13 protein-coding genes and 1 tRNA gene are annotated in these 18,498 nt (G+C 63.6%); 11 read left to right on the top strand and 3 right to left on the bottom strand.

The window, feature by feature from the left end; genetic code table 11:
• The first annotated feature begins 64 nt into the window (after window positions 1-64).
• From Q7S20_11190 to Q7S20_11220, 7 genes are all read left to right on the top strand, one after another.
• The gene (locus tag Q7S20_11190; protein MDO8502396.1) at window positions 65-2,851 is read left to right on the top strand and encodes a valine--tRNA ligase; all 2,787 of its coding nucleotides are present in this window, start codon (window positions 65-67) and stop codon (window positions 2,849-2,851) included.
• Complete coding sequence (locus tag Q7S20_11195) at window positions 2,848-3,963, top strand: Ig-like domain-containing protein (GenBank protein ID MDO8502397.1); 1,116 nt, start codon at window positions 2,848-2,850, stop codon at window positions 3,961-3,963. Before Q7S20_11190 ends, Q7S20_11195 begins: the two co-directional genes overlap by 4 nt.
• Window positions 3,964-3,980: 17 nt before the next feature.
• Window positions 3,981-5,309 (top strand): L-seryl-tRNA(Sec) selenium transferase, encoded by a 1,329-nt coding sequence (selA, locus tag Q7S20_11200; GenBank protein ID MDO8502398.1) that lies wholly within the window; start codon window positions 3,981-3,983, stop codon window positions 5,307-5,309.
• Window positions 5,306-5,854 carry an HAD family hydrolase gene (locus Q7S20_11205; protein ID MDO8502399.1) on the top strand — a complete coding sequence of 183 codons (549 nt, stop codon included), beginning with the start codon at window positions 5,306-5,308 and terminating at the stop codon, window positions 5,852-5,854. The genes selA and Q7S20_11205 overlap by 4 nt, the downstream gene beginning before the upstream one ends.
• 86 nt (window positions 5,855-5,940) lie before the next feature.
• On the top strand, window positions 5,941-6,540 hold the full coding sequence (gene purN, locus Q7S20_11210; GenBank protein ID MDO8502400.1) for a phosphoribosylglycinamide formyltransferase: 600 nt from the start codon (window positions 5,941-5,943) through the stop codon (window positions 6,538-6,540).
• A 1-nt stretch (window position 6,541) separates the two neighbouring features.
• Window positions 6,542-8,074: a bifunctional phosphoribosylaminoimidazolecarboxamide formyltransferase/IMP cyclohydrolase gene (purH, locus tag Q7S20_11215; protein ID MDO8502401.1), complete on the top strand. Its 1,533-nt coding sequence runs from the start codon at window positions 6,542-6,544 to the stop codon at window positions 8,072-8,074.
• Between the two features lie 417 nt (window positions 8,075-8,491).
• Window positions 8,492-8,574 (top strand) — tRNA-Ser (locus Q7S20_11220).
• Window positions 8,575-9,231: 657 nt separating this feature from the next.
• Here Q7S20_11220 and Q7S20_11225 read toward each other — a convergent pair.
• Entirely contained in the window at window positions 9,232-9,819 is a 588-nt protein-coding gene (locus tag Q7S20_11225) for a hypothetical protein (GenBank protein MDO8502402.1), read from the bottom strand.
• Between the two features lie 524 nt (window positions 9,820-10,343).
• The gene (locus Q7S20_11230; GenBank protein ID MDO8502403.1) at window positions 10,344-11,594 is read right to left on the bottom strand and encodes a DUF4143 domain-containing protein; all 1,251 of its coding nucleotides are present in this window, start codon (window positions 11,592-11,594) and stop codon (window positions 10,344-10,346) included.
• Window positions 11,595-12,020: 426 nt separating this feature from the next.
• Here Q7S20_11230 and Q7S20_11235 point away from each other — a divergent pair, with 426 nt between their 5' ends.
• The 4 genes from Q7S20_11235 to moeB all read left to right on the top strand — a co-directional run bounded on the left by Q7S20_11235 (window position 12,021) and on the right by moeB (window position 17,966).
• Window positions 12,021-14,957, top strand: coding sequence for a M14 family zinc carboxypeptidase (locus tag Q7S20_11235; GenBank protein ID MDO8502404.1), 2,937 nt, complete (start codon window positions 12,021-12,023; stop codon window positions 14,955-14,957).
• A 133-nt stretch (window positions 14,958-15,090) separates the two neighbouring features.
• Complete coding sequence (locus tag Q7S20_11240; GenBank protein MDO8502405.1) at window positions 15,091-15,996, top strand: c-type cytochrome; 906 nt, start codon at window positions 15,091-15,093, stop codon at window positions 15,994-15,996.
• A 47-nt stretch (window positions 15,997-16,043) separates the two neighbouring features.
• Window positions 16,044-16,748, top strand: a complete 705-nt coding sequence (locus Q7S20_11245) for a hypothetical protein (GenBank protein ID MDO8502406.1) — start codon at window positions 16,044-16,046, stop codon at window positions 16,746-16,748.
• A 36-nt stretch (window positions 16,749-16,784) separates the two neighbouring features.
• Window positions 16,785-17,966, top strand: coding sequence for a molybdopterin-synthase adenylyltransferase MoeB (gene moeB / locus Q7S20_11250; GenBank protein MDO8502407.1), 1,182 nt, complete (start codon window positions 16,785-16,787; stop codon window positions 17,964-17,966).
• Window positions 17,967-17,972: 6 nt separating this feature from the next.
• Here moeB and Q7S20_11255 read toward each other — a convergent pair whose 3' ends face one another.
• Window positions 17,973-18,245, bottom strand: a complete 273-nt coding sequence (locus Q7S20_11255; protein ID MDO8502408.1) for a hypothetical protein — start codon at window positions 18,243-18,245, stop codon at window positions 17,973-17,975.
• Between the last annotated feature and the right edge of the window lie 253 nt (window positions 18,246-18,498).

The following is an 18,498-nucleotide window of genomic DNA, read 5'->3' on the forward strand; positions in this document are numbered from 1 at the left end:
GGACACAGCGGCGCCGGGCTCTACTCTTACAAGAGGAAAATGCCGCGGTTAACTTGCGCGAAGGATGAGCAAGACACCCCCGGCCACCGACCTTCCCCCACAGTTCGATCCCGCGTCTGTCGAGACCACCCTCTACAAGGAGTGGCTCGACGCGGATCTCTTCACCGCAGATGCGAAGCGATCGCGCCGCACAGGCGGCGACCGCGACCCGTTCGTGGTAGTGATGCCGCCGCCCAACGTGACGGCGGTTCTGCACATGGGACACGGTCTCAACATTACGGTTCAGGACGTTCTCATCCGCTGGCGGCGCATGTGCGGCGATGAGGCGCTCTGGCTTCCGGGTACCGATCACGCCGGCATCGCCACGCAGAACGTGATCGAGCGGCAACTCGCCGCCGAAGGAAAGACGCGCTTCGACCTCGGACGCGAAGCATTCGTGAAACGCACGTCGGACTTCGTGACCGAGACGGGCGGCACGATTCTGGAGCAGCTCCGCGCCGTCGGCGCGTCATGCGACTGGACGAGGACCGCCTACACCCTTTCGCCGGAGCTCTCGCGCGCGGTGCGGGAAGCGTTCGTGCTGCTGTACGAGCGCGGTCTCATCTATCGCGGGCATCGGGTCATTCACTGGTGTTCACGCTGCCTCACGTCGTTGAGCGACGAGGAAGCGGAGCATAGCGAAGAGACGGGCAATCTGTATCATCTGCGGTATCCGCTGACCGACGATCCGACGAAGGGAATAACGATCGCGACGACGAGGCCTGAGACGATGCTCGCCGATGTCGCGGTGGCGGTGCATCCCGACGACGAGCGCTATCGCCATCTGATCGGCAGGACGGTGACGCTGCCGATCGCGAATGTCGCGATCCCGATCATCGCCGATTCGATTGGCGTGGATCCGGAGTTCGGCACCGGCGCGGTGAAGATCACCCCCGCGCACGACGCCAACGATTTCGAGATGGGGTCGCGTCACAAGCTGCCGATGCCGGTCGTTCTCTCCCCGGAGGGCACGATGGCCAACGGCGCCGACGCCGGCTCCCGCGTGCCCCCTGAGCTTCTTGGAATTGACCGATTCGAGGCGCGCCAACGGATCGTGCAGATGTTGAAACATCTCGGCGCTCTCGAGAAGATCGAGTCCCACTCGCACGCCGTCCGGCACTGCTATCGCTGCGACACTGTCGTCGAGCCGCGCCTGTCCGATCAGTGGTTCGTGAAGATGAAGCCGCTCGCGGAGCCGGCGCTCGAGGCGGTGCGCGATCGCCGCATCCGGATTCTTCCGGAGAGGTGGGAAGCGGTGTATGTGAACTGGCTGGAAAACATCCGCGACTGGAACATCTCGCGTCAGTTGTGGTGGGGTCATCGCATTCCCGTCTGGTATTGCGACGCGTGCGGCGAAGTCACGGTGAGCCGGGACGACATCTCGAAGTGCGTGAAGTGCGGCCAGCCGGCGCGCCAGGACGAGGACGTGCTCGACACGTGGTTCTCATCCTGGCTATGGCCCTTCTCCACCCTCGGCTGGCCGAATGCCGAAGCCGGGGACCTCGCCGCGTTCTATCCGACCGATGATCTCATCACCGCACCGGAAATTCTGTTCTTCTGGGTCGCGCGGATGGTCATGGGCGGCTACGCGTTCATGGGCGAGACACCGTTCCACACGGTGTACCTGCACGGAACCGTGCGCGACATGAAGCACCTTAAGATGTCGAAGTCACTCGGTAACGGAATCGATCCGCTCGATGTCCGCGCGCTCTACGGCACGGATGCGCTGCGATACACGGTGATTGCCGGCCTCGGCATTGGCGCCGACGTCATGCTCGACCCCAACGACCTCGAGAAGTCGTTCGCTCCAGGCAGGAATTTCGTCACCAAGCTGTGGAACATCGGGCGGTTCCTTCTCACCAATGTCGGAAGTGAAAGCGTTCAACCACTCGATCGTGTGGACGCCACGAAGCTCCGCCAGTCGGACAGATGGATTCTCAACGCGCTCAACACGGCGATCGCGGAGTGCGACGCGGCGCTCGGTCCGTCGAGCCCAAAGGACGGAGTGTGGGATCAGGCCGAGTTGCGCAGCGGGCTCCGGCTGAGCGAATACACCGAATCGGCCCGGCGCTTCGTCTGGAACGAGCTCGCGGACTGGTATCTCGAGTCGACCAAGGGGCGACTTGCATCGCATGACGGCGATGGCGAAGTCGCGCGCGCCGTGCTTGCGCATTCGTTCGACGCCGCGCTGCGTCTCCTTCAGCCAATCGTGCCGTTCATCACCGACACACTGTGGCGACGCCTGCCGATCGCCGACGAGGGCGCGCGTGGCGAGTTCATCGCGCGCGCGGTGTGGCCGACGCAGAATCCGGCGTTCGGCGCCGAGCCGGGGTTCGAGCTCGTGCGCGAAGCGATCAATGCCATCCGCCAGCTCCGCGCGGACTACGCGATCCCGCCGGGCGACCGCATTCACGCTTCCCTCGACACTGGCGCCGCGGGCCGCAACGCGACACGCGACGCGGCCATCTTCGCCGAGGAATCGGAGTTCATCGAGCGCGTCGCGCGGTGCACGGTGGACGTCGAAGCGGATGAGACCGGGGGGAGCGGCGCGACGATCCTTCTCTCCAGCGGCTCGCGTATCAGAGTCCCGCTCGCCGGCGTGATTGACATCGAGAAGGAATGTCGCAAGGCGAAGGAAGAGTTGGAAAAGCTCGACTCGCAACTCGCGGCGCTGAATGGGCGACTGGCCAATCCGGGGTTCACCGACCGTGCCCCGGCTCAGGTCGTGGACGCGGAGCACGCCAGGCAGGTCGAATGGACGGCGAGGCGCGGCCAGCTCGCCGACAAGGTTGCTTCGCTGTGCGGATCGTGAAGCCGGTTGTCCTTGCATTGACGCTGTGCGCGACGGTGGCGTGCGCATCGCCCGGCGTTCCGCCCGGCGGGCCCGAGGACAAGGAAGCGCCGCAGATCGTCCGTATCGCCCCGGACAGCGGGAAGACCGGTGTCTCGCCGCGCGAAGCCATCTTCAGATTCGATGAGGTCGTGAGCGAGCGGCCGTCAGGAGTTGCGTCGCTCGGCGCGCTTTTCGTCATCTCCCCTCGTGATGGGGAGCCGCGCGTGAGCTGGCATCGCGAAGAGATCAGCGTGCGGCCCCGGCGCGCGTGGCGGAAGAACACGGCGTACACCATCACGCTGCTGCCGGGTCTCGCCGACCTGCGCGGCAACATCCGCAACACCGCCGCAGTGACCATGTTCTCGACCGGCGCAACGATCCCGACGTCGCGTATCGGCGGGACGTTGTTCAACTGGCCCGAGGGACGGATCGTCACTCGCGGTCTCGTCGAAGCACGGCCACGGGCGGACACCACTCTGGCCTACGTCGCGGCCACCGATTCGGCGGGCAGCTTTCTGTTCCCGAATCTTCCCGCAGGTTCGTATGTCGTCCGCGGCATTTCCGACGACAATGCCAATCACGGGCTCGACCCGCGTGAAGCGTGGGACACCGCAATGGTGAATCTGACCGATTCGGCAAGAGTGGATCTGTTCGGATTCGTCCATGACTCGATCGGGTCGCGCCTCGCGAGTGTCCTGATGAAGGATTCGGTGACACTCGTGCTGACATTCGACAATCCGCTCGCGGTGACGCCTCCGCTCGGACCGGCGAACATTCGCGTCCGCGCTCCTGATTCGACGGATGTGCCGGTGGTTTCAGTAATGCCGCCGCCACCCGACACGACGATTTCAAAAACGCCCCGGCCCTCGCGACCGATTCCGCCGCGCGTTCTGACGGTGCGTCTCGGGCGTCCGCTGCGCGCCCGCACTGACTATCGCGTTCGCGTGACCGACGCGCGCAATCTCACGGGTGTGGCCAGAACGAGCGACAGAATCCTCAGCGTTCCCGCGGCCCCTGCGGCCGCGGCGACACCTCCGCCCGCCGCTCCACCTCCCGCAGCCCCGCCCGCGGCGGCACCCATACGAAGGTGACTGACCCGCGGAGAGCCATGCCCAGTGTCAGTGGCCTCCTCGAGCGCGATGACGTCCGCGCGCTCCTCGAAGGGAATCCGCGCGGTCTCGTGGTTGACGCGGTGCGCCACGCGATAGACGAGGCACGCGGGACCGCGGCGAGCGGCGACGCCACGGACTGGGGAGAAAGAATCGCGTCGCATCTCCACACGGTGCTGCGCAGATCCCTGCGCCCGGTTTTCAACGCCACCGGCGTCGTGCTCCACACGAATCTGGGACGCGCGCCCCTGGCGGAGGCGGCGATCACCGCGGTGCGCGAAGCCGCTGAAGGCTACACGAATCTCGAGTACGACCTGGAAGCCGGCGAGCGGGGCTCACGCTACGTCCACTGCGTGGAGCTGCTTCGCGAGCTGACAGGCGCTGAGGACGCGATAGTCGTCAACAATTGCGCCGCCGCCCTCGTGCTGTCGCTGAGCGCGCTCGCTCGCGGCCGCGAAGTGATAGTCTCGCGCGGAGAGTTGGTCGAGATCGGCGGAAGCTTCCGCGTTCCCGACATCATGCAGCGAAGCGGCGCTTCGCTCGAGGAAGTGGGAACCACGAACCGCACTCACCTCGATGACTACCGGCGAGCTATCACACCACGCACGGGCGCGATCGCAAAGATCCATCGCAGCAACTTCACGCTGTCCGGTTTCGTCGCCGACGTGGATGTGAGACAGCTCGCCCCACTCGCGGCAGAGCACGGCGTTCCGATCGTACACGACCTTGGCAGCGGTCTCATGATCGAGCTCGATGACTGGGGACTCACCGGCGAGCCGACGGCACGCGCAGCCCTCTCGGCCGGCGCGGCGGCGGTCCTCATGAGCGGCGACAAGCTGCTTGGTGGCCCGCAATCCGGCATCGTGCTCGGCGCCAGACACATCATCGCCCGCATGCGCCAGGATCCGTTCGCCCGCGCGGTGCGCGTGGACAAGATGACGATCGCGGCGCTGGCTGCCACACTCGAGATCTATCGCAGTCCCGAGCGCGCGGTGAGCGAAATCCCGACACTCGCCATGCTGACCGCATCGGCGGAGAGCGTCGGCGAGCGCTGCCGGCGGGTCGCGGCAGCGCTGTCCGGCGTGGGAGTGGCCGCGACCGTCGTCGAGACTTTCGCCGCCGCCGGCGCCGGCGCTTACCCGTCGCACGAGATCGCTTCCTTCGCGCTCCGGCTCGCGGACGGCGAGAAAATCGAAAAGGTTCTGCGATCGGCCGAGCTTCCAGTCATCGGCCGAATCGCCGACGGAGGGCTTCTGCTCGACATGCGCAGCGTTCCCGTACGCGACGACGAGCGATTCACCGCCGCAGTGCTGGCGGCACTTACGTGAACGCGCTTCCGACCGCGGTTTTTCTCGACCGCGACGGAACCATCGTCGAGGACGCGCATTATCTCTCGAGCCCCGATCAGCTCCGGCTCATTGACGGAGCGGCCGAGGCGATCGCACGGATCAACTCCCTGCTCATCCCGGTGATCGTCGTGACGAACCAGTCGGGAATCAGGCGCGGACGGTTCACCGTCCAGGATTACGAGCGCGTTCGCGCCCGGCTCGATCAGCTCCTCGCCGGGCTTGGCGCGCGGATTGACGCTACGTACTACTGCCCTCACACACCCGACGACGCCTGCGAATGCCGCAAGCCGGGGTTGTTGCTGTTCCGCAGAGCAGCGGAGGAGATCCCGGGCGTGGATCTTTCGCGCGCGTTGTACATCGGCGACCAGATGCGCGACATACAACCGGGGCTCGCGCTCGGAGGCGATGCAGTACTCGTCCCTTCCCCGGAGACGCCTCCGGCAGACACGCTCGCGGCGGTGGAACGAGCCCGTGTCGCTTCCTCACTCGGCACCGCGCTGGACTGGTTTCTCTGCACCAACTGAACGGTGGCGCGGTGGGCGGGATGTCAAGGCCGCGAAAGCTCCCTGACGCCTCTTACTGATCAACGCCCGCGACGATAAAATCGCACATGGCAGTGCGCACAGCGGTGCTCGCGTCCGGCGGGGGCACGAATCTTCAGGCATTGATAGACCATCTCGAAATGCTCGGCACGCGCGCGGCGGCGCGTATCGCCGTGGTCGCGGCGAACCGCGAGGCCACGGGCGCGCTCGATCGCGCGCGGGCGTCCTCGATACCCACCGAAGTCTTCGACGCATCGGACGACGGCTCGGCTCTGCTCGATCTGCTTCACCGCCACTCCATCGAGCTGCTCGTCCTCGCCGGCTATCTGAAGAGAATTCCGCCCCTCGTCGTCGGCGAATATCAGGGACGCATCATCAACGTCCATCCCGGCCTGCTACCCGAGTTCGGGGGTGCAGGTATGTACGGTGCGAGGGTTCATGCGGCGGTGATCGCGTCGGGCGCAAAGTTCACCGGCGTCACCGCCCACTTCGTGGACGACGAGTTCGATCATGGTCCGGTGATCGCCCAGTGGCGCGTGGGCGTCAAGCCGGACGACACCGTTGAGTCACTCGCCGCCCGCGTTCTGAAGGTGGAGCACATTTTCTATCCGCGGGTGGTCGAGATGGTCGCCGCGCTCAAAGGCAACGATTTTTTCGCAGATTTCTGACATGCCCCTTGCGCTGCTTTCCGTATCCGACAAGACCGGACTCCTCGATTTCGCGCAGGGGCTCTCGCGCCTGGGATGGGAGATCGTCTCGACAGGCGGCACCGCCAAGGCGCTGCGCGCGGCAGGTCTCGCCCCGCGCGAGGTAAGCGACCTCACCGGCTTCCCCGAAATTCTCGACGGTCGCGTGAAGACTCTTCACCCGGCCGTGCACGGCGGCCTGCTCGCGCGCCGCGATGATCCCGAGCACATGAAGGTCGCGGCCGATCACGGGATCGCAATGATCGATCTCGTCGCGGTCAACCTGTATCCATTCCAGGCGACCGCCGCCCGCCCCGGCGTCACTACCGCCGAAGTCATCGAGAACATAGACATTGGCGGCCCGACGATGCTTCGCTCCGCCGCCAAGAATTTCGAATCCGTGACGGTCGTCGTGGATCCCGCCGATTATGCGCGTGTACTCGCGACGTTCGAGGCCAACGACGACGACGTGGAGCTGAGACGACTGCTCGCCGAGAAGGTCTATGCCCATACGGCGGCGTACGACAGCGCGATCTCCAGGTGGTTCGCCTGCGAGCGCGCCGAGCAGTTCCCCGACCGCACCGTGCTGGCGATAGACCGCGCGCAGACATTGCGCTACGGCGAGAACCCGGGTCAGCGCGCGGCTTTCTATGTGGAGCAGGACGGCAACGGCCTCGCGGGACTCGAGCAGAAAGGGGGCAAGGAGCTCTCGTTCAACAACCTTCTCGATCTCGAGGGCGCCCTCCTCGCGACCGATCCATTTGCCGGCGAGACCTGCTGCGCGATCGTGAAGCACACGACCCCGTGCGGCCTGGCGACCGGATCGAGCGCGCTCGACGCGTACAGGAAGGCACTCGCGTGCGACCCGGTGTCGGCATTTGGATCGGTCATATCGTTCACGGTCACCGTGGATGCCGAGACGGCCGAGGCGGTATCGAGCCTTTTCGTGGAGTGTCTCGTCGCGCCCTCGTTCAGCGACGAAGCGCTGGAGATTCTCGGTCGCAAGAAGAATCTGCGTGTCCTGCAGGGTCAGGCGGTGTGGAAGGAGCATGCGCTCGACTACAAGCGCGTGCGTGGCGGCTTCCTCGTGCAGGAGCGCGCGCGTCCGATGTCCGAGAACGACAGGTGGACGGTGGTGACGAAGCGCCAGCCGACGGACGAAGAGCGTGTGAACCTGGCGTTTGCGTGGCGCGCGGTTGGCAGCGTCAAGTCGAACGCGATTCTGCTCGCCCGCGATGGAGCCACCATCGGAATCGGAGCAGGGCAGATGTCACGCGTTGATGCGGCGTTCCTGTCGGTTCACAAGGCGCAGCTCGCCGGCCACGACACGCTCGGCGCAGTGCTTGGCTCCGACGCGTTCTTTCCATTCCGGGACGGAGTGGATCAGGCGGCAGAAGCGGGCATCCGCGCCATCATCCAGCCAGGCGGTTCGGTGCGCGACGAAGAAGTGATCGCCGCCGCCGACGAGCACGACATCGCGATGGTTTTCACGGGACAGAGGCAGTTCAGGCATTGAGCGATTCGCGGCGCATGCGGCGGCGCGTCGTGGCGGATCCACGCGGCTGAAGCCGTTCGGGGATTCGACGGATGCGAGGGCGGCTGGGAGATAGACGGGGAGCCGTATACCACCGCGCCGGGGACGAACTTTCTGATGTAGTCGTTGTCCTCTGTCGCCCGATACATGATGCCGCTGTTCCCGCCTTCGCCGATGCGCCAGTTGAGGGCGAGCTCGAAGTTGCGGTACTTGTCCGCCGTGAGAATGTCGCCGGCGTTCTCGCCTGCGCTGCATGTGGCTCCCGGAAGAGGCGTGGCGAACATACGCCGACCGCGCCGCGCAGGGAAGAAGTTGGCGGCTCGCCACGAACTCACCACGAACTCAACGGTTGAGGAAGCGCGGCCGGGCAAATAGCTTCCGTTAGCCGGTGATGCACTGGGAGGGTTGGCAGAATGGCTATTGCACCAGTCTTGAAAACTGGCGCGGGAAACCGCTTGGGGGTTCGAGTCCCTCACCCTCCGTTCTTGATTCACAACGACTTACGCGATCGCGCCGCCTAGCCGCTCCAGTCGTTGGCACATTCTAGGCAACATTCTTCAGTTCTTCGCGTTACTACCCTGCTATCCTGCGGGGTACAGTATTTCCGCACTAAAGAGGAGATCTCGTGCGTCGACGGTCGGCAAACCCGCGACCGCGCGACGGATTGTGTATCGCCAGACGGTATTCTCTGTAGCCTTCCTGGGACCCCAGGGCGGAGTCTCAATCCGGAGTAGTACGTAACACGAACTCCCGTCCCAAGTCACTCGGCCCAGCGTGACAAGTCTGGGGATGGGTCTGCTACGCCCTTCGATTGAGGCAAAGCTTTTTTCATCAGCGATGCCAGCGTGCGCCGCAGACGCCAAAAGTCTTATTGCCCACGCGTCTTCACTTGACGGAAGCGGAAAGCTGTAATCTTTCTTTTCTGCGAGTCTGCCCTCCCCTGAGTTATCGACCGCGAAGACGATCATTAGCGGAGTCTCGCCGAAACGCTGTCGGAGATCGGCTCCGACAGCAGCAATTACGACTGCCGAGTCGCGTACCGACTGCGCTTCCGAAATCCGCCCTCCGGCGAATAGTAGTCCCCCCAGAATTGTCAAGGAAAAACTTCTTCGAGGTGCCATCTCTATGCCCCTCCTGGGCTAGGCGCAGGCATCTGCCCACTCTTCGGCGGTGTAAGCCCCGGGGGACATCCGCCAATCGTACTCCCCCATCTTGTGGAAAAATTCATGGCGAAGCGATCTGTTAAGCTCGTCGTTCGATCGTGAACGGCCTTCAGGAGTCGTTCCATCGGGAACACGTCTCGAAATCGCCGTATACCATGGCGTTCCGTTATTAGGGATGGTCGAAAAGGCGGCCACGGTACCCGACCTGCCTGTTATCGGATGTGTTGACCAAAACGCCTTCCCGAACATGCGGATGGCTCCGATGTTCATACCTATGGTCTGGCCGAGATCTCTGCAACGACCTAATGAATGGCTCTGAAGTCGATTCGCTTCGTTCTGAAACACGCTCAACTCCGCCGGACCAGGATTCACGATCGGTTGTCCATCCGGAGTGTACGTTGTGTCGCCGGCATAATACACCGGGCGATAAGAGTCGTTCGTGGCCTGGTTTTCACTGTCCCAATAGTCCGCATAGTAAATGGGGTTTCCGTTGATCTCATCACAATTCGGATTGTCTTGGCAACTGATGAGAGGCTGACGGCTTGACCGGCGTGTCATCGTCATGCGGGGCGGGAGAGGCACTGTCCGATACGCGGCACCCAACAATTAGAAGGCACATCGCAAGAATTCTCAGGGAGGGTCCAGAACGTATCCGTCGTATGGCGAGTGCACTAGGTTCGGGGCCAGGCATTCGCATCCTCGTATAGGGTTTGACAAGCGCAACTTGGTCTAATTCGGCCCTACCGCAATAGCAAGATCCAAGCTGCGTGCGGAGGCGCCGATGGTAACAATCCTGTCAACGTTTCTCCGCAAGCCATCGCAATGGATCGCAACCCGGAGCGGCCTCAATCGGAGCTCCGGCTTCCTGTTGAGAGGCGAACGCAGACAAATTGGAGCGGTCGCAAACGGGAGGCGAGAACTTGAAAACTGGCGCGGGCAACCGCTTGGGGGTTCGAGTCCCTCACCCTCCGCTTAGACCTACCATTATCGCAGCCAGAGTCACTTCGCGCGATTTGCCATTGGGTCTATGCGGATACGGGGACCCGCGACGCGGGTAACCTGGCATCTGAAGGCGACGACGATATCGATCACGGCCCGAAGGCACCGATCGGAATTACCGCCACGCCATCATCGCGCACGTACCCATATCCCGACGCAACAACAACCGCGAGCGTGCTCGGCTTCCCGGACTTCCTGGCGTCGATTCGCGCAGAAAATTTGAGCAGGTTCGCCGCTGCTTCGTCGATCTGGCCATGCCCGAGCTTTACCTCGAACGCCGCCCAACGACCGTCCGCGGCCTGTACAATTGCATCGACCTCCAGTCCTGTATTGTCGCGATAATGGTAGACCGCCGCATCTGCAGCCTGTGCGTACACACGAAGGTCGCGAATGACCATCGACTCGAACAGGAAACCGAACAGATTCAGGTCCTTCAGGAGTCGCGCTGGGGTCGCCCGCAATGCGGCAACGGCAAGCGACGGATCCACGAAATGACGCTTGGGTGCGTTTCGCAGAATTGACCTGGATCGCAGGTGCGGCGCCCACGCGGGCTGATCTTCGACGATCATGAGACGCTCGAGGGCCGCCAGGTACTCGCGCACTGTATCGTCTTTGAGAGCGCCGTCCGAACCGCCTGCGTCTGCTGCCAGCGTCGTCGCCGTCACGCACGTCGCCACGTTACGTGCGAGCGAGCTAATGAGACGCCCGACTTTGTCGGGATCGCGCCTGGTCTGGTCGACCCGGCCAACATCAACGCGCCGAATTTCGTCGAGGTAGTCTCTGACCGCCTGTAACGAGTGGCTGACTGCGCGATGACCGTGGCCCGGCCAACCTCCGACTGCGACGCGCTCGGCTATTTCCGTAATTGACAACCCCGGATCAGGGCTCCTCACGTTGGCGGCGCCTAATAGTTTTCGCAGGGAAACTGATCCTGTAGAGTGGCCAGTCTCGAAAAGACTCATTGGGCGCATTCGGAGGCGGGTGAGCCGAGCAGCACCAGTGTGCCGCGTGACATCGTCCGCCGGGACAGCGGATCCCGTAAGGATGAACTGCCCCGGCTTCCCGCGGTCGTCCACCGCACGACGGATATGGTTCCAGATCCTGGGCTCGATTTGCCACTCGTCTATCAGTCGCGGAACGGCTCCTGCCAGCACCAGTTTCGGATCGACGGCGATAGCCAGACGAGCGTTTTCGTCGATGTCGAGCAATACCTCGCTGGCAGCCACCTGCCTGGCCGTGGCGGTCTTGCCGCACGCCTTGGGTCCTTCGATGACTACAGCACCTGTTGATGCAAGGCGTCTTGCCAGCTCACTATCGACCACTCGAGCCTGGTAGGTCATTGGCACCCTCCTAGCGGACCAGAATGACGTCGGCCGCGCTGGCCGAGCGAGTATTAACAGGGATAATAGCACGATATCAGCAGGGATAATATAACGATCTAAACGGGGATGATATACTCCTTTTAACAGGGATAATACAAGAATGAGCCCGGGGAGAATATAACACCAGATTAATCGTGGCTACAGGGGATTGACCGCTGAACCCCCGTGCGCTATCACGTCGCTGTCGTAGTTGCCACCAAAAATGTCGGGACTCTCATGACGCTTTCTGGATCCGCCGCCGGCCTGTTGCTACTGTCACTGTCACTGTCACTGTCACTCTCGCTCTCAGCATCCGCATCCGGCCAGGCAGAATCGCCGCCTCGTGACGCCAGCGCCGCGGGGACACCTCTCACCCCGTCCGTCATAAAGCCCGGCCGCGACCCGATGCAGCCCATTGACTCCGAGTACACGAAGAAGATCCACGAGTACACCACGGAGCCCTTCTTCCTCTCGTCGCTGGTGGATTACCTCCCTGCATCAGCGACCGTTCCGACGCCCAAGGCAGTCCTCGGCGACATCGCCGGCGCGAAGAACAACCTGCCGTACTCGAAAGAGATCTACACCTACTTCCGCATGCTCGAGAAAGCGAGCCCGCGCGTGAAGGTGTTCTCCATCGGCACGACCGAAGAAGGACGGGAGATGGTCGCCGTCGCCGTCGCCTCGGAAGCGCTCCTCGCCGATCTCGACGCCAACAAGGCGCGACTCGCGAAGCTCGCCGACCCGCGCTCCATCGGCATGAGTGACGACGCCGCAGACAAGCTGATCGCCGGAACGACACCCATCTACTACATCACCGGCAGCATCCATTCACCCGAGACCGGCGCGCCGACCGCCCTCATGGAGCTCGCCTACCGCCTCGCGGTGGATGAAAGCCCGTACATCCGCAACATCCGCGACAATCTCGTCACGCTCATCACACCGATCGTCGAGGTGGACGGACGCGACCGGCAAGTGGATCTGTTCCGCTGGCACATGGCGAGGCCGAACGACACCTATCCCAACCTCATCTACTGGGGCAAATACGTCGCGCACGACAACAACCGCGACGCGATGGCCCTCACTCTCAAGCTCTCGCAGAATGTCCTGAATACCTATATAGACTGGAAAGCGCAGGTCCTCCACGATCTCCACGAGTCCGGTGCGTTCCTTTACGACAACACAGTAGGCGACGGCCCCTACAATGCCTGGATTGATCCGCTCCTCACCAACGAATGGCAGCTCCTCGGCTGGAACAACGTCCAGGAGATGACGCGACTCGGGATGCCCGGCGTGTACACGCACGGCAACTTCGACACGTGGTCGCCCGGCTATCTCATGTTCATGGCCGCAACGCACAACGGCATCAGCCGGCTCTATGAGACATTCGGAAACGGCGGCACGGCCGAGACGGTTGACCGCGTCCTGACACCCGAGCAGACGTCGCGCACATGGTTCAGGCAGAATCCGCCGCTGCCGCGCGTGAAATGGTCGCTCCGCAACAACAACAACTACGAGCAGACCGGACTTCTCGTCTCCCTCAGCTACTTCGCGAACAACCGCCAGCAGTTCCTTCAGAACTTCTACGAGAAAAGCAAGCGGTCGGTGCTCAAGGCGCGGACTGAAGGACCGGCGGCGTACGTCTTCCCGGCGAACGATCCCCGGCCGGGCGCCCAGGCCGAGCTCCTGCGAATTCTGCAGAAGCAGCACGTCGAGATTTCGCGCTCTACCGCGCCGTTCACCGCTCTCGTCCCAACGCCGCGCCCCAGGCCGCAGACCACCGCAAACGCCGACAGCGCGACGATCCGGAGCGCGGACACCCTGTCGCTTCGCCCAAAGCTGGAAAGCCGCGAATTCCCCGCCGGCAGCTACGTGGTGCGGATGGATCAGCCCTACTCGCGCATCGCCGACGCTCTGCTCGACTACCAGTACTGGAGTCCCAGCGATCCGCAGAAGACTCCGTACGACGATACGGGTTGGACATTCCCCGAGAACTTCGCCGTGCGCGCCGTGCGCGTCACCGATCCGAAAGTGCTCGACGCGCCGATGGAATCCGTGCGCGGAGAGATCCGCGCCCCGGGCGGTATTACCGGAACGGGAGCAGTATTCGCGATAGACCACAACGCCGACAACGCGCTCGCAACGCTTCGCTATCGCTTTCGCTCGGCCGATTTCCAGATTGCCGAAGAGCCGTTCGAGGCCGATGGCCGCAAATACTCGCGCGGCTCGTTCATCATCCGCGGAGTACCTGCAACAACTCTCGAGAAAGCCACCACCGAGCTCGGCCTTCGCGCCTTTGCTCTCACCGCCGCGCCGACCGTCAGGACACATCCTGCGCGCGCCGCGCGAGTGGCGATCATGCACACCTGGACGAGCACGCAGACGGAAGGATGGTGGAGGCAGGCGTTCGACTTCCTCGGCATCCCGTTCGATTACATCAGCACACAGGACGCCGCCCGCAATTCGAATCTCAGGGCTAAATACGACGTCATTCTCTTTCCTCCAACATCGGGATCGCCCCAGACGATCGTCAACGGCCTCCCCATGTGGCGTAACGCGATGCCGTGGAAGAACACCGCCGAGACGCCGAACTTCGGGAAACTCGCCGAGACGGATGACATCAGGCCGGGTCTCACGTTCCACGGAGTCCAGAATCTGTCGAGCTTCGTCAACGCCGGAGGCGTGCTGGTCACAGTCGAGAACACAGCCGAATTTGCGGCCACGATGGGCCTGGCGAGCGGCGTCACGATGAACAACCCGCCGCGGCTGCACGTCGTCGGCTCCCTGCTGAGAACGAAGATGGTGGATGACGCCAGTCCAATCATGTACGGGCTGCCGGACAGCCTCGCCGTCTATAGCGAGGCCGGACAGAGCTTCAGCGTGACAAACGTCCTCGGCGCACGCGGCGGGCGGCTCGCCGACTCATCCACCGCGCGACCCACCGGTCGAGGCACCGCGGACGATGTGGACGTTCCCCAGGGCCGTGCGGTGCTCGATCCGAGAAATGAGGCGCCACGCCGCAAGCCGGTCCAGCCGTGGCAGGCCGCACCGGTCACGGAAGAGCAGGAGCGCAATCCGCTAACGATCATTCCGCCGGCGCTCCGTCCGAGAGTCATCCTGCGTTTCGCCGACCAGCGCAACCTGCTGGTCTCGGGATTGCTCGATGGAAACGACGTCGCACAGCGGCCGGTCGTGGTGGACGTTCCGTCCGGCAAGGGGCACGTCGTCCTCTTCGGGAACAATCCGGTGTGGCGGGGCTACACCGTGGGCAGCTACTTCATGATCTTCAACACGATTCTCAACTTCGACCGGCTCGACGCGGGGAGAAAGCTGGACGCGAAATAGAAGCGCCTCCCTGTCACTGGCCGCGACCCAGAACCGACTCAGGACCGCCTCAGAACTCTCTTGCGCATCCGCCTACCCCCACTACAACATGATAGGCGCGCCCAATTCTCTTCGTGAATCCTGCCGGAGCAGCATGGCCAGTCGCTTCACCAGAATCGTGTCGGTCGCGGTCGCAACGCTGGCGCTCGCGGTGGGCGCGTGTGCAGCCGGCTCCGACGCGCCCGCCACCGTCGCCGCTGCCTCCAGGGACACGACCGCGGCGCAGCCGAAGAAGCTCGCGCCATTTCGCGTTCCGTCTGAAAGCGAGATCGGCGACAGCGTAACGCTTGCCTCCGTGCGCCGCGGCCGCGCGATAATCCACAGCACACGGGACAGTCTTCCAGTGCACGTCGGCGCTTCGCTGTCGTGCGCCAACTGTCACATCGCCGACGGAACGCAGCGCGACGCCATGCCCCTCATCGCATCCTATGCCCGCTTTCCGCAGTTCCGCGGCCGCAGCGGCATGGTTGATCTCATCGAGGATCGCATCAACGACTGCTTCGAGCGCAGCATGAATGGCCGGGCACTCGCACCGGACAGCCAGGATATGCGCGATATCGTCGCGTATCTCGCCTTCCTGTCGCGCGGCTTTCCCGTCGGCGGCGACATGGAAGGACAGGGCGTGCCAGCCCTCGAGCCGCTGCGCGGCGATACCACGCGAGGCCGGGCAGTGTTCGCCGTGAACTGTGTCGCCTGTCACGGCGCCGACGGCCACGGCACCGTCGCGGCACCACCGCTGTGGGGTCCGCGCTCATTCAACATCGGCGCCGGCATGGCCCGGTTGAACAGTGCCGCCCGGTTCATTCACCAGCTCATGCCGAGGGATCGTCCCGGCATTCTCACACCGCAGCAGGCGTACGACGTCGCTGCCTACATCACGTCCCGCCCGCGTCCGGATTTTGCGGGTAAAGAGAACGACTGGCCACATGGGGGCGCGCCGCCTGATGTGGCCTACAGAACCCGTTCGGCGCACGCCCGTCCGATTCGCAGCGGACAGTAGCAGCGTCCGCACCTATACCCATCGCGTCACAGACGCAGGAGTGCACCATGTCGAATGAAGGAAGCAGCAGTCGCCGCGAGTTCGTGGAGAAGATTACGGCGGGAGCACTGGCTATCGGTGTCGGTGTGTCGTCGTTCCCTGCCGTCGCCAGTGGAGCCGTGTCAGCCGGAGCTTCCATGAAGCCCGACCAGAGCTGGCTCAACGGCATCAGAGGCAATCACGCCCAGATCTTCGACATGCCCAGTGGCAATGGAGGGTTCCCTCTTCTCCACGTACGCAACTACATCGATACCTACAAGACCGCGTACGGGCTCTCGTATCCCAACGTGATCCCGATCGTAGGGCTTTACGGCATGACGACGCCGCTCGCCTTCAACGATGCGATGTGGTCGAAATATCAGTTCGGCACACGCACCAACACGCTGACGCGTGGCTCGAAGACTCCGGTCACCCGGAACGCTTACGCTGCGCCCGCGGCCGGCGCGAAGACCATGGGGCTCGAAGGGCCGCCCATAGATATGCCCGCCTCGGCGACCATCTCGCGGCTGCAGGCGGACGGTACCCGATTCATCCTCTGCAACAACGCATTCAACTTCTGGATCGGCCGGCTCGCCGGCGGCGGTGCCGGGACAGTGCCGGATATCAGAGCGGAGCTCGAGCGCAACATGCTGCCGAAGGTCACGATCGTTCCCGCGATAGTGATAGCCATGAATCAGGCACAGGCCGGGGGCGCAAGCTACATGTATCTGTAGACCCGCCGGGAGACGCGCCGCGGATTATCTTGAATCATGATCCGCGGCGCCAACGACTCACCCGACAGCTCGTTGCCACAGCTCAGTGGCGACGAGCTGCGCCGTTATGGACGACACCTTGTGCTGCCCGCGGTAGGCACGCAAGGCCAGCGAAAGCTCAAGGCGGCGCGAGTGCTGCTCGTCGGCGTGGGAGGCTTGGGATCCCCCGCCGCGCTGTATCTCGCCGCGGCCGGCGTCGGCACCATCGGCATGGTGGACTTCGATGTAGTGGACATCACCAACCTTCATCGCCAGGTCATTCACGGCACGAGCGACATCGGACGGCCCAAGCTCGACTCCGCCGCGGACCGCATTCGCGACGTGAACCCGAACGTGCACGTCGAGCAGTTCGACACTGCGCTTTCCTCGGAAAACGCTCTCGCGATCGCCCGCGACTTCGACGTCATCGTGGATGGCACGGACAACTTTCCGACTCGCTATCTTGTCAACGACACCTGCGTCATCCTCGGCAAGCCCAATGCGTTCGGAAGCGTGCTGCGGTTCGAGGGACAGGCATCGGTGTTCGCGACGCCGGACGGGCCGTGCTATCGCTGTCTGTTCCGGGAGCCGCCGCCTGCGGGTCTTGTTCCGAGCTGTGCCGAGGCGGGCGTGCTCGGTGTGTTGCCGGGACTGGTGGGGATCATTCAGGCGACGGAAGCGATCAAGCTGATCCTCGGGCGGGGCGAGCCGCTCATCGGGCGCCTGCTGCTGATAGATGCTCTCTCGATGCAGTTTCGCACCATCGAGCTGCGCCGCGACCCGCAGTGCCCGGCCTGTGGAACCCACGAGATACGTGAGTTGATCGATTACGAAGCGTTCTGCGGCGTCACGCGCGACGGAGCGCGCGCCCCCGAGCCGGTCATACGCGACATCGCGCCGCGCGAGCTTGCGGAAAGAATAAGCCGGGGCGACGACATCCAGCTCGTGGATGTGCGCGAAGAGTGGGAGTGGCAGATAGCGCGTCTTCCGGGCGCCCGACTGATTCCGCTGTCACAGCTCGAAGACGCTATCGGCTCACTGGATCCGTCGCGCGAGGTCGTTCTCTACTGCAAGTCGGGAATCCGGAGCCTTCACGCGGCGGAGGAGCTGGCGGATGCGGGCTTTTCGCGGCTGGCGAATCTCAGCGGTGGAATTCTGCGGTGGAGCGCCGATGTGGATCCGACTGTGCTGAGTTACTGAGGCCGCTCAGTCGTCGCGGTAGAACTCCTGAATGCACACCGTGATGACCTTCGCCAGGAAGGCGTCACGTTCCGATGTCGTGGTGAGGTGACTGATCTCGGATGATGTGTTGCACGCGTCCTTGACGGCTACCAGCAGCTGCTCGGGTGTCCAGCCGTCCCGCCGCGCCCCGCCGCAGATGGCCATGAGCGCATCGCGGGCTTCGGGAGTCAGCCTGCGCGTCGGCCTGCACGTTGCGAGGCCGGTCTGCAGTCGGGCCATGGAGTCTGCGGGAAGCATCCGGTGCTGCAAAGAATCAGGCAGTGTTCTCGGCTCCTCAGTATGCGAAATGATGCTTGTCACCTCGTCCCTCCCCTCTACAACCGCCCCAGCCATCGAGCCATACCACCGGCGGTGCACCCGAACGGCCCTGAAACCTCGCTAAACATATGTGCTCCCGCAAACCTGCGCAATCGTATGTTTCCGACGCGCCGGAAGCATAGCTTTCAGGCGGTGACCGGGAACGAGGAATCCTTCCAATGGATCACGATGG

The sequence above is a fragment of the Gemmatimonadaceae bacterium genome (assembly GCA_030647905.1).
GTDB lineage: Bacteria > Gemmatimonadota > Gemmatimonadetes > Gemmatimonadales > Gemmatimonadaceae > UBA4720.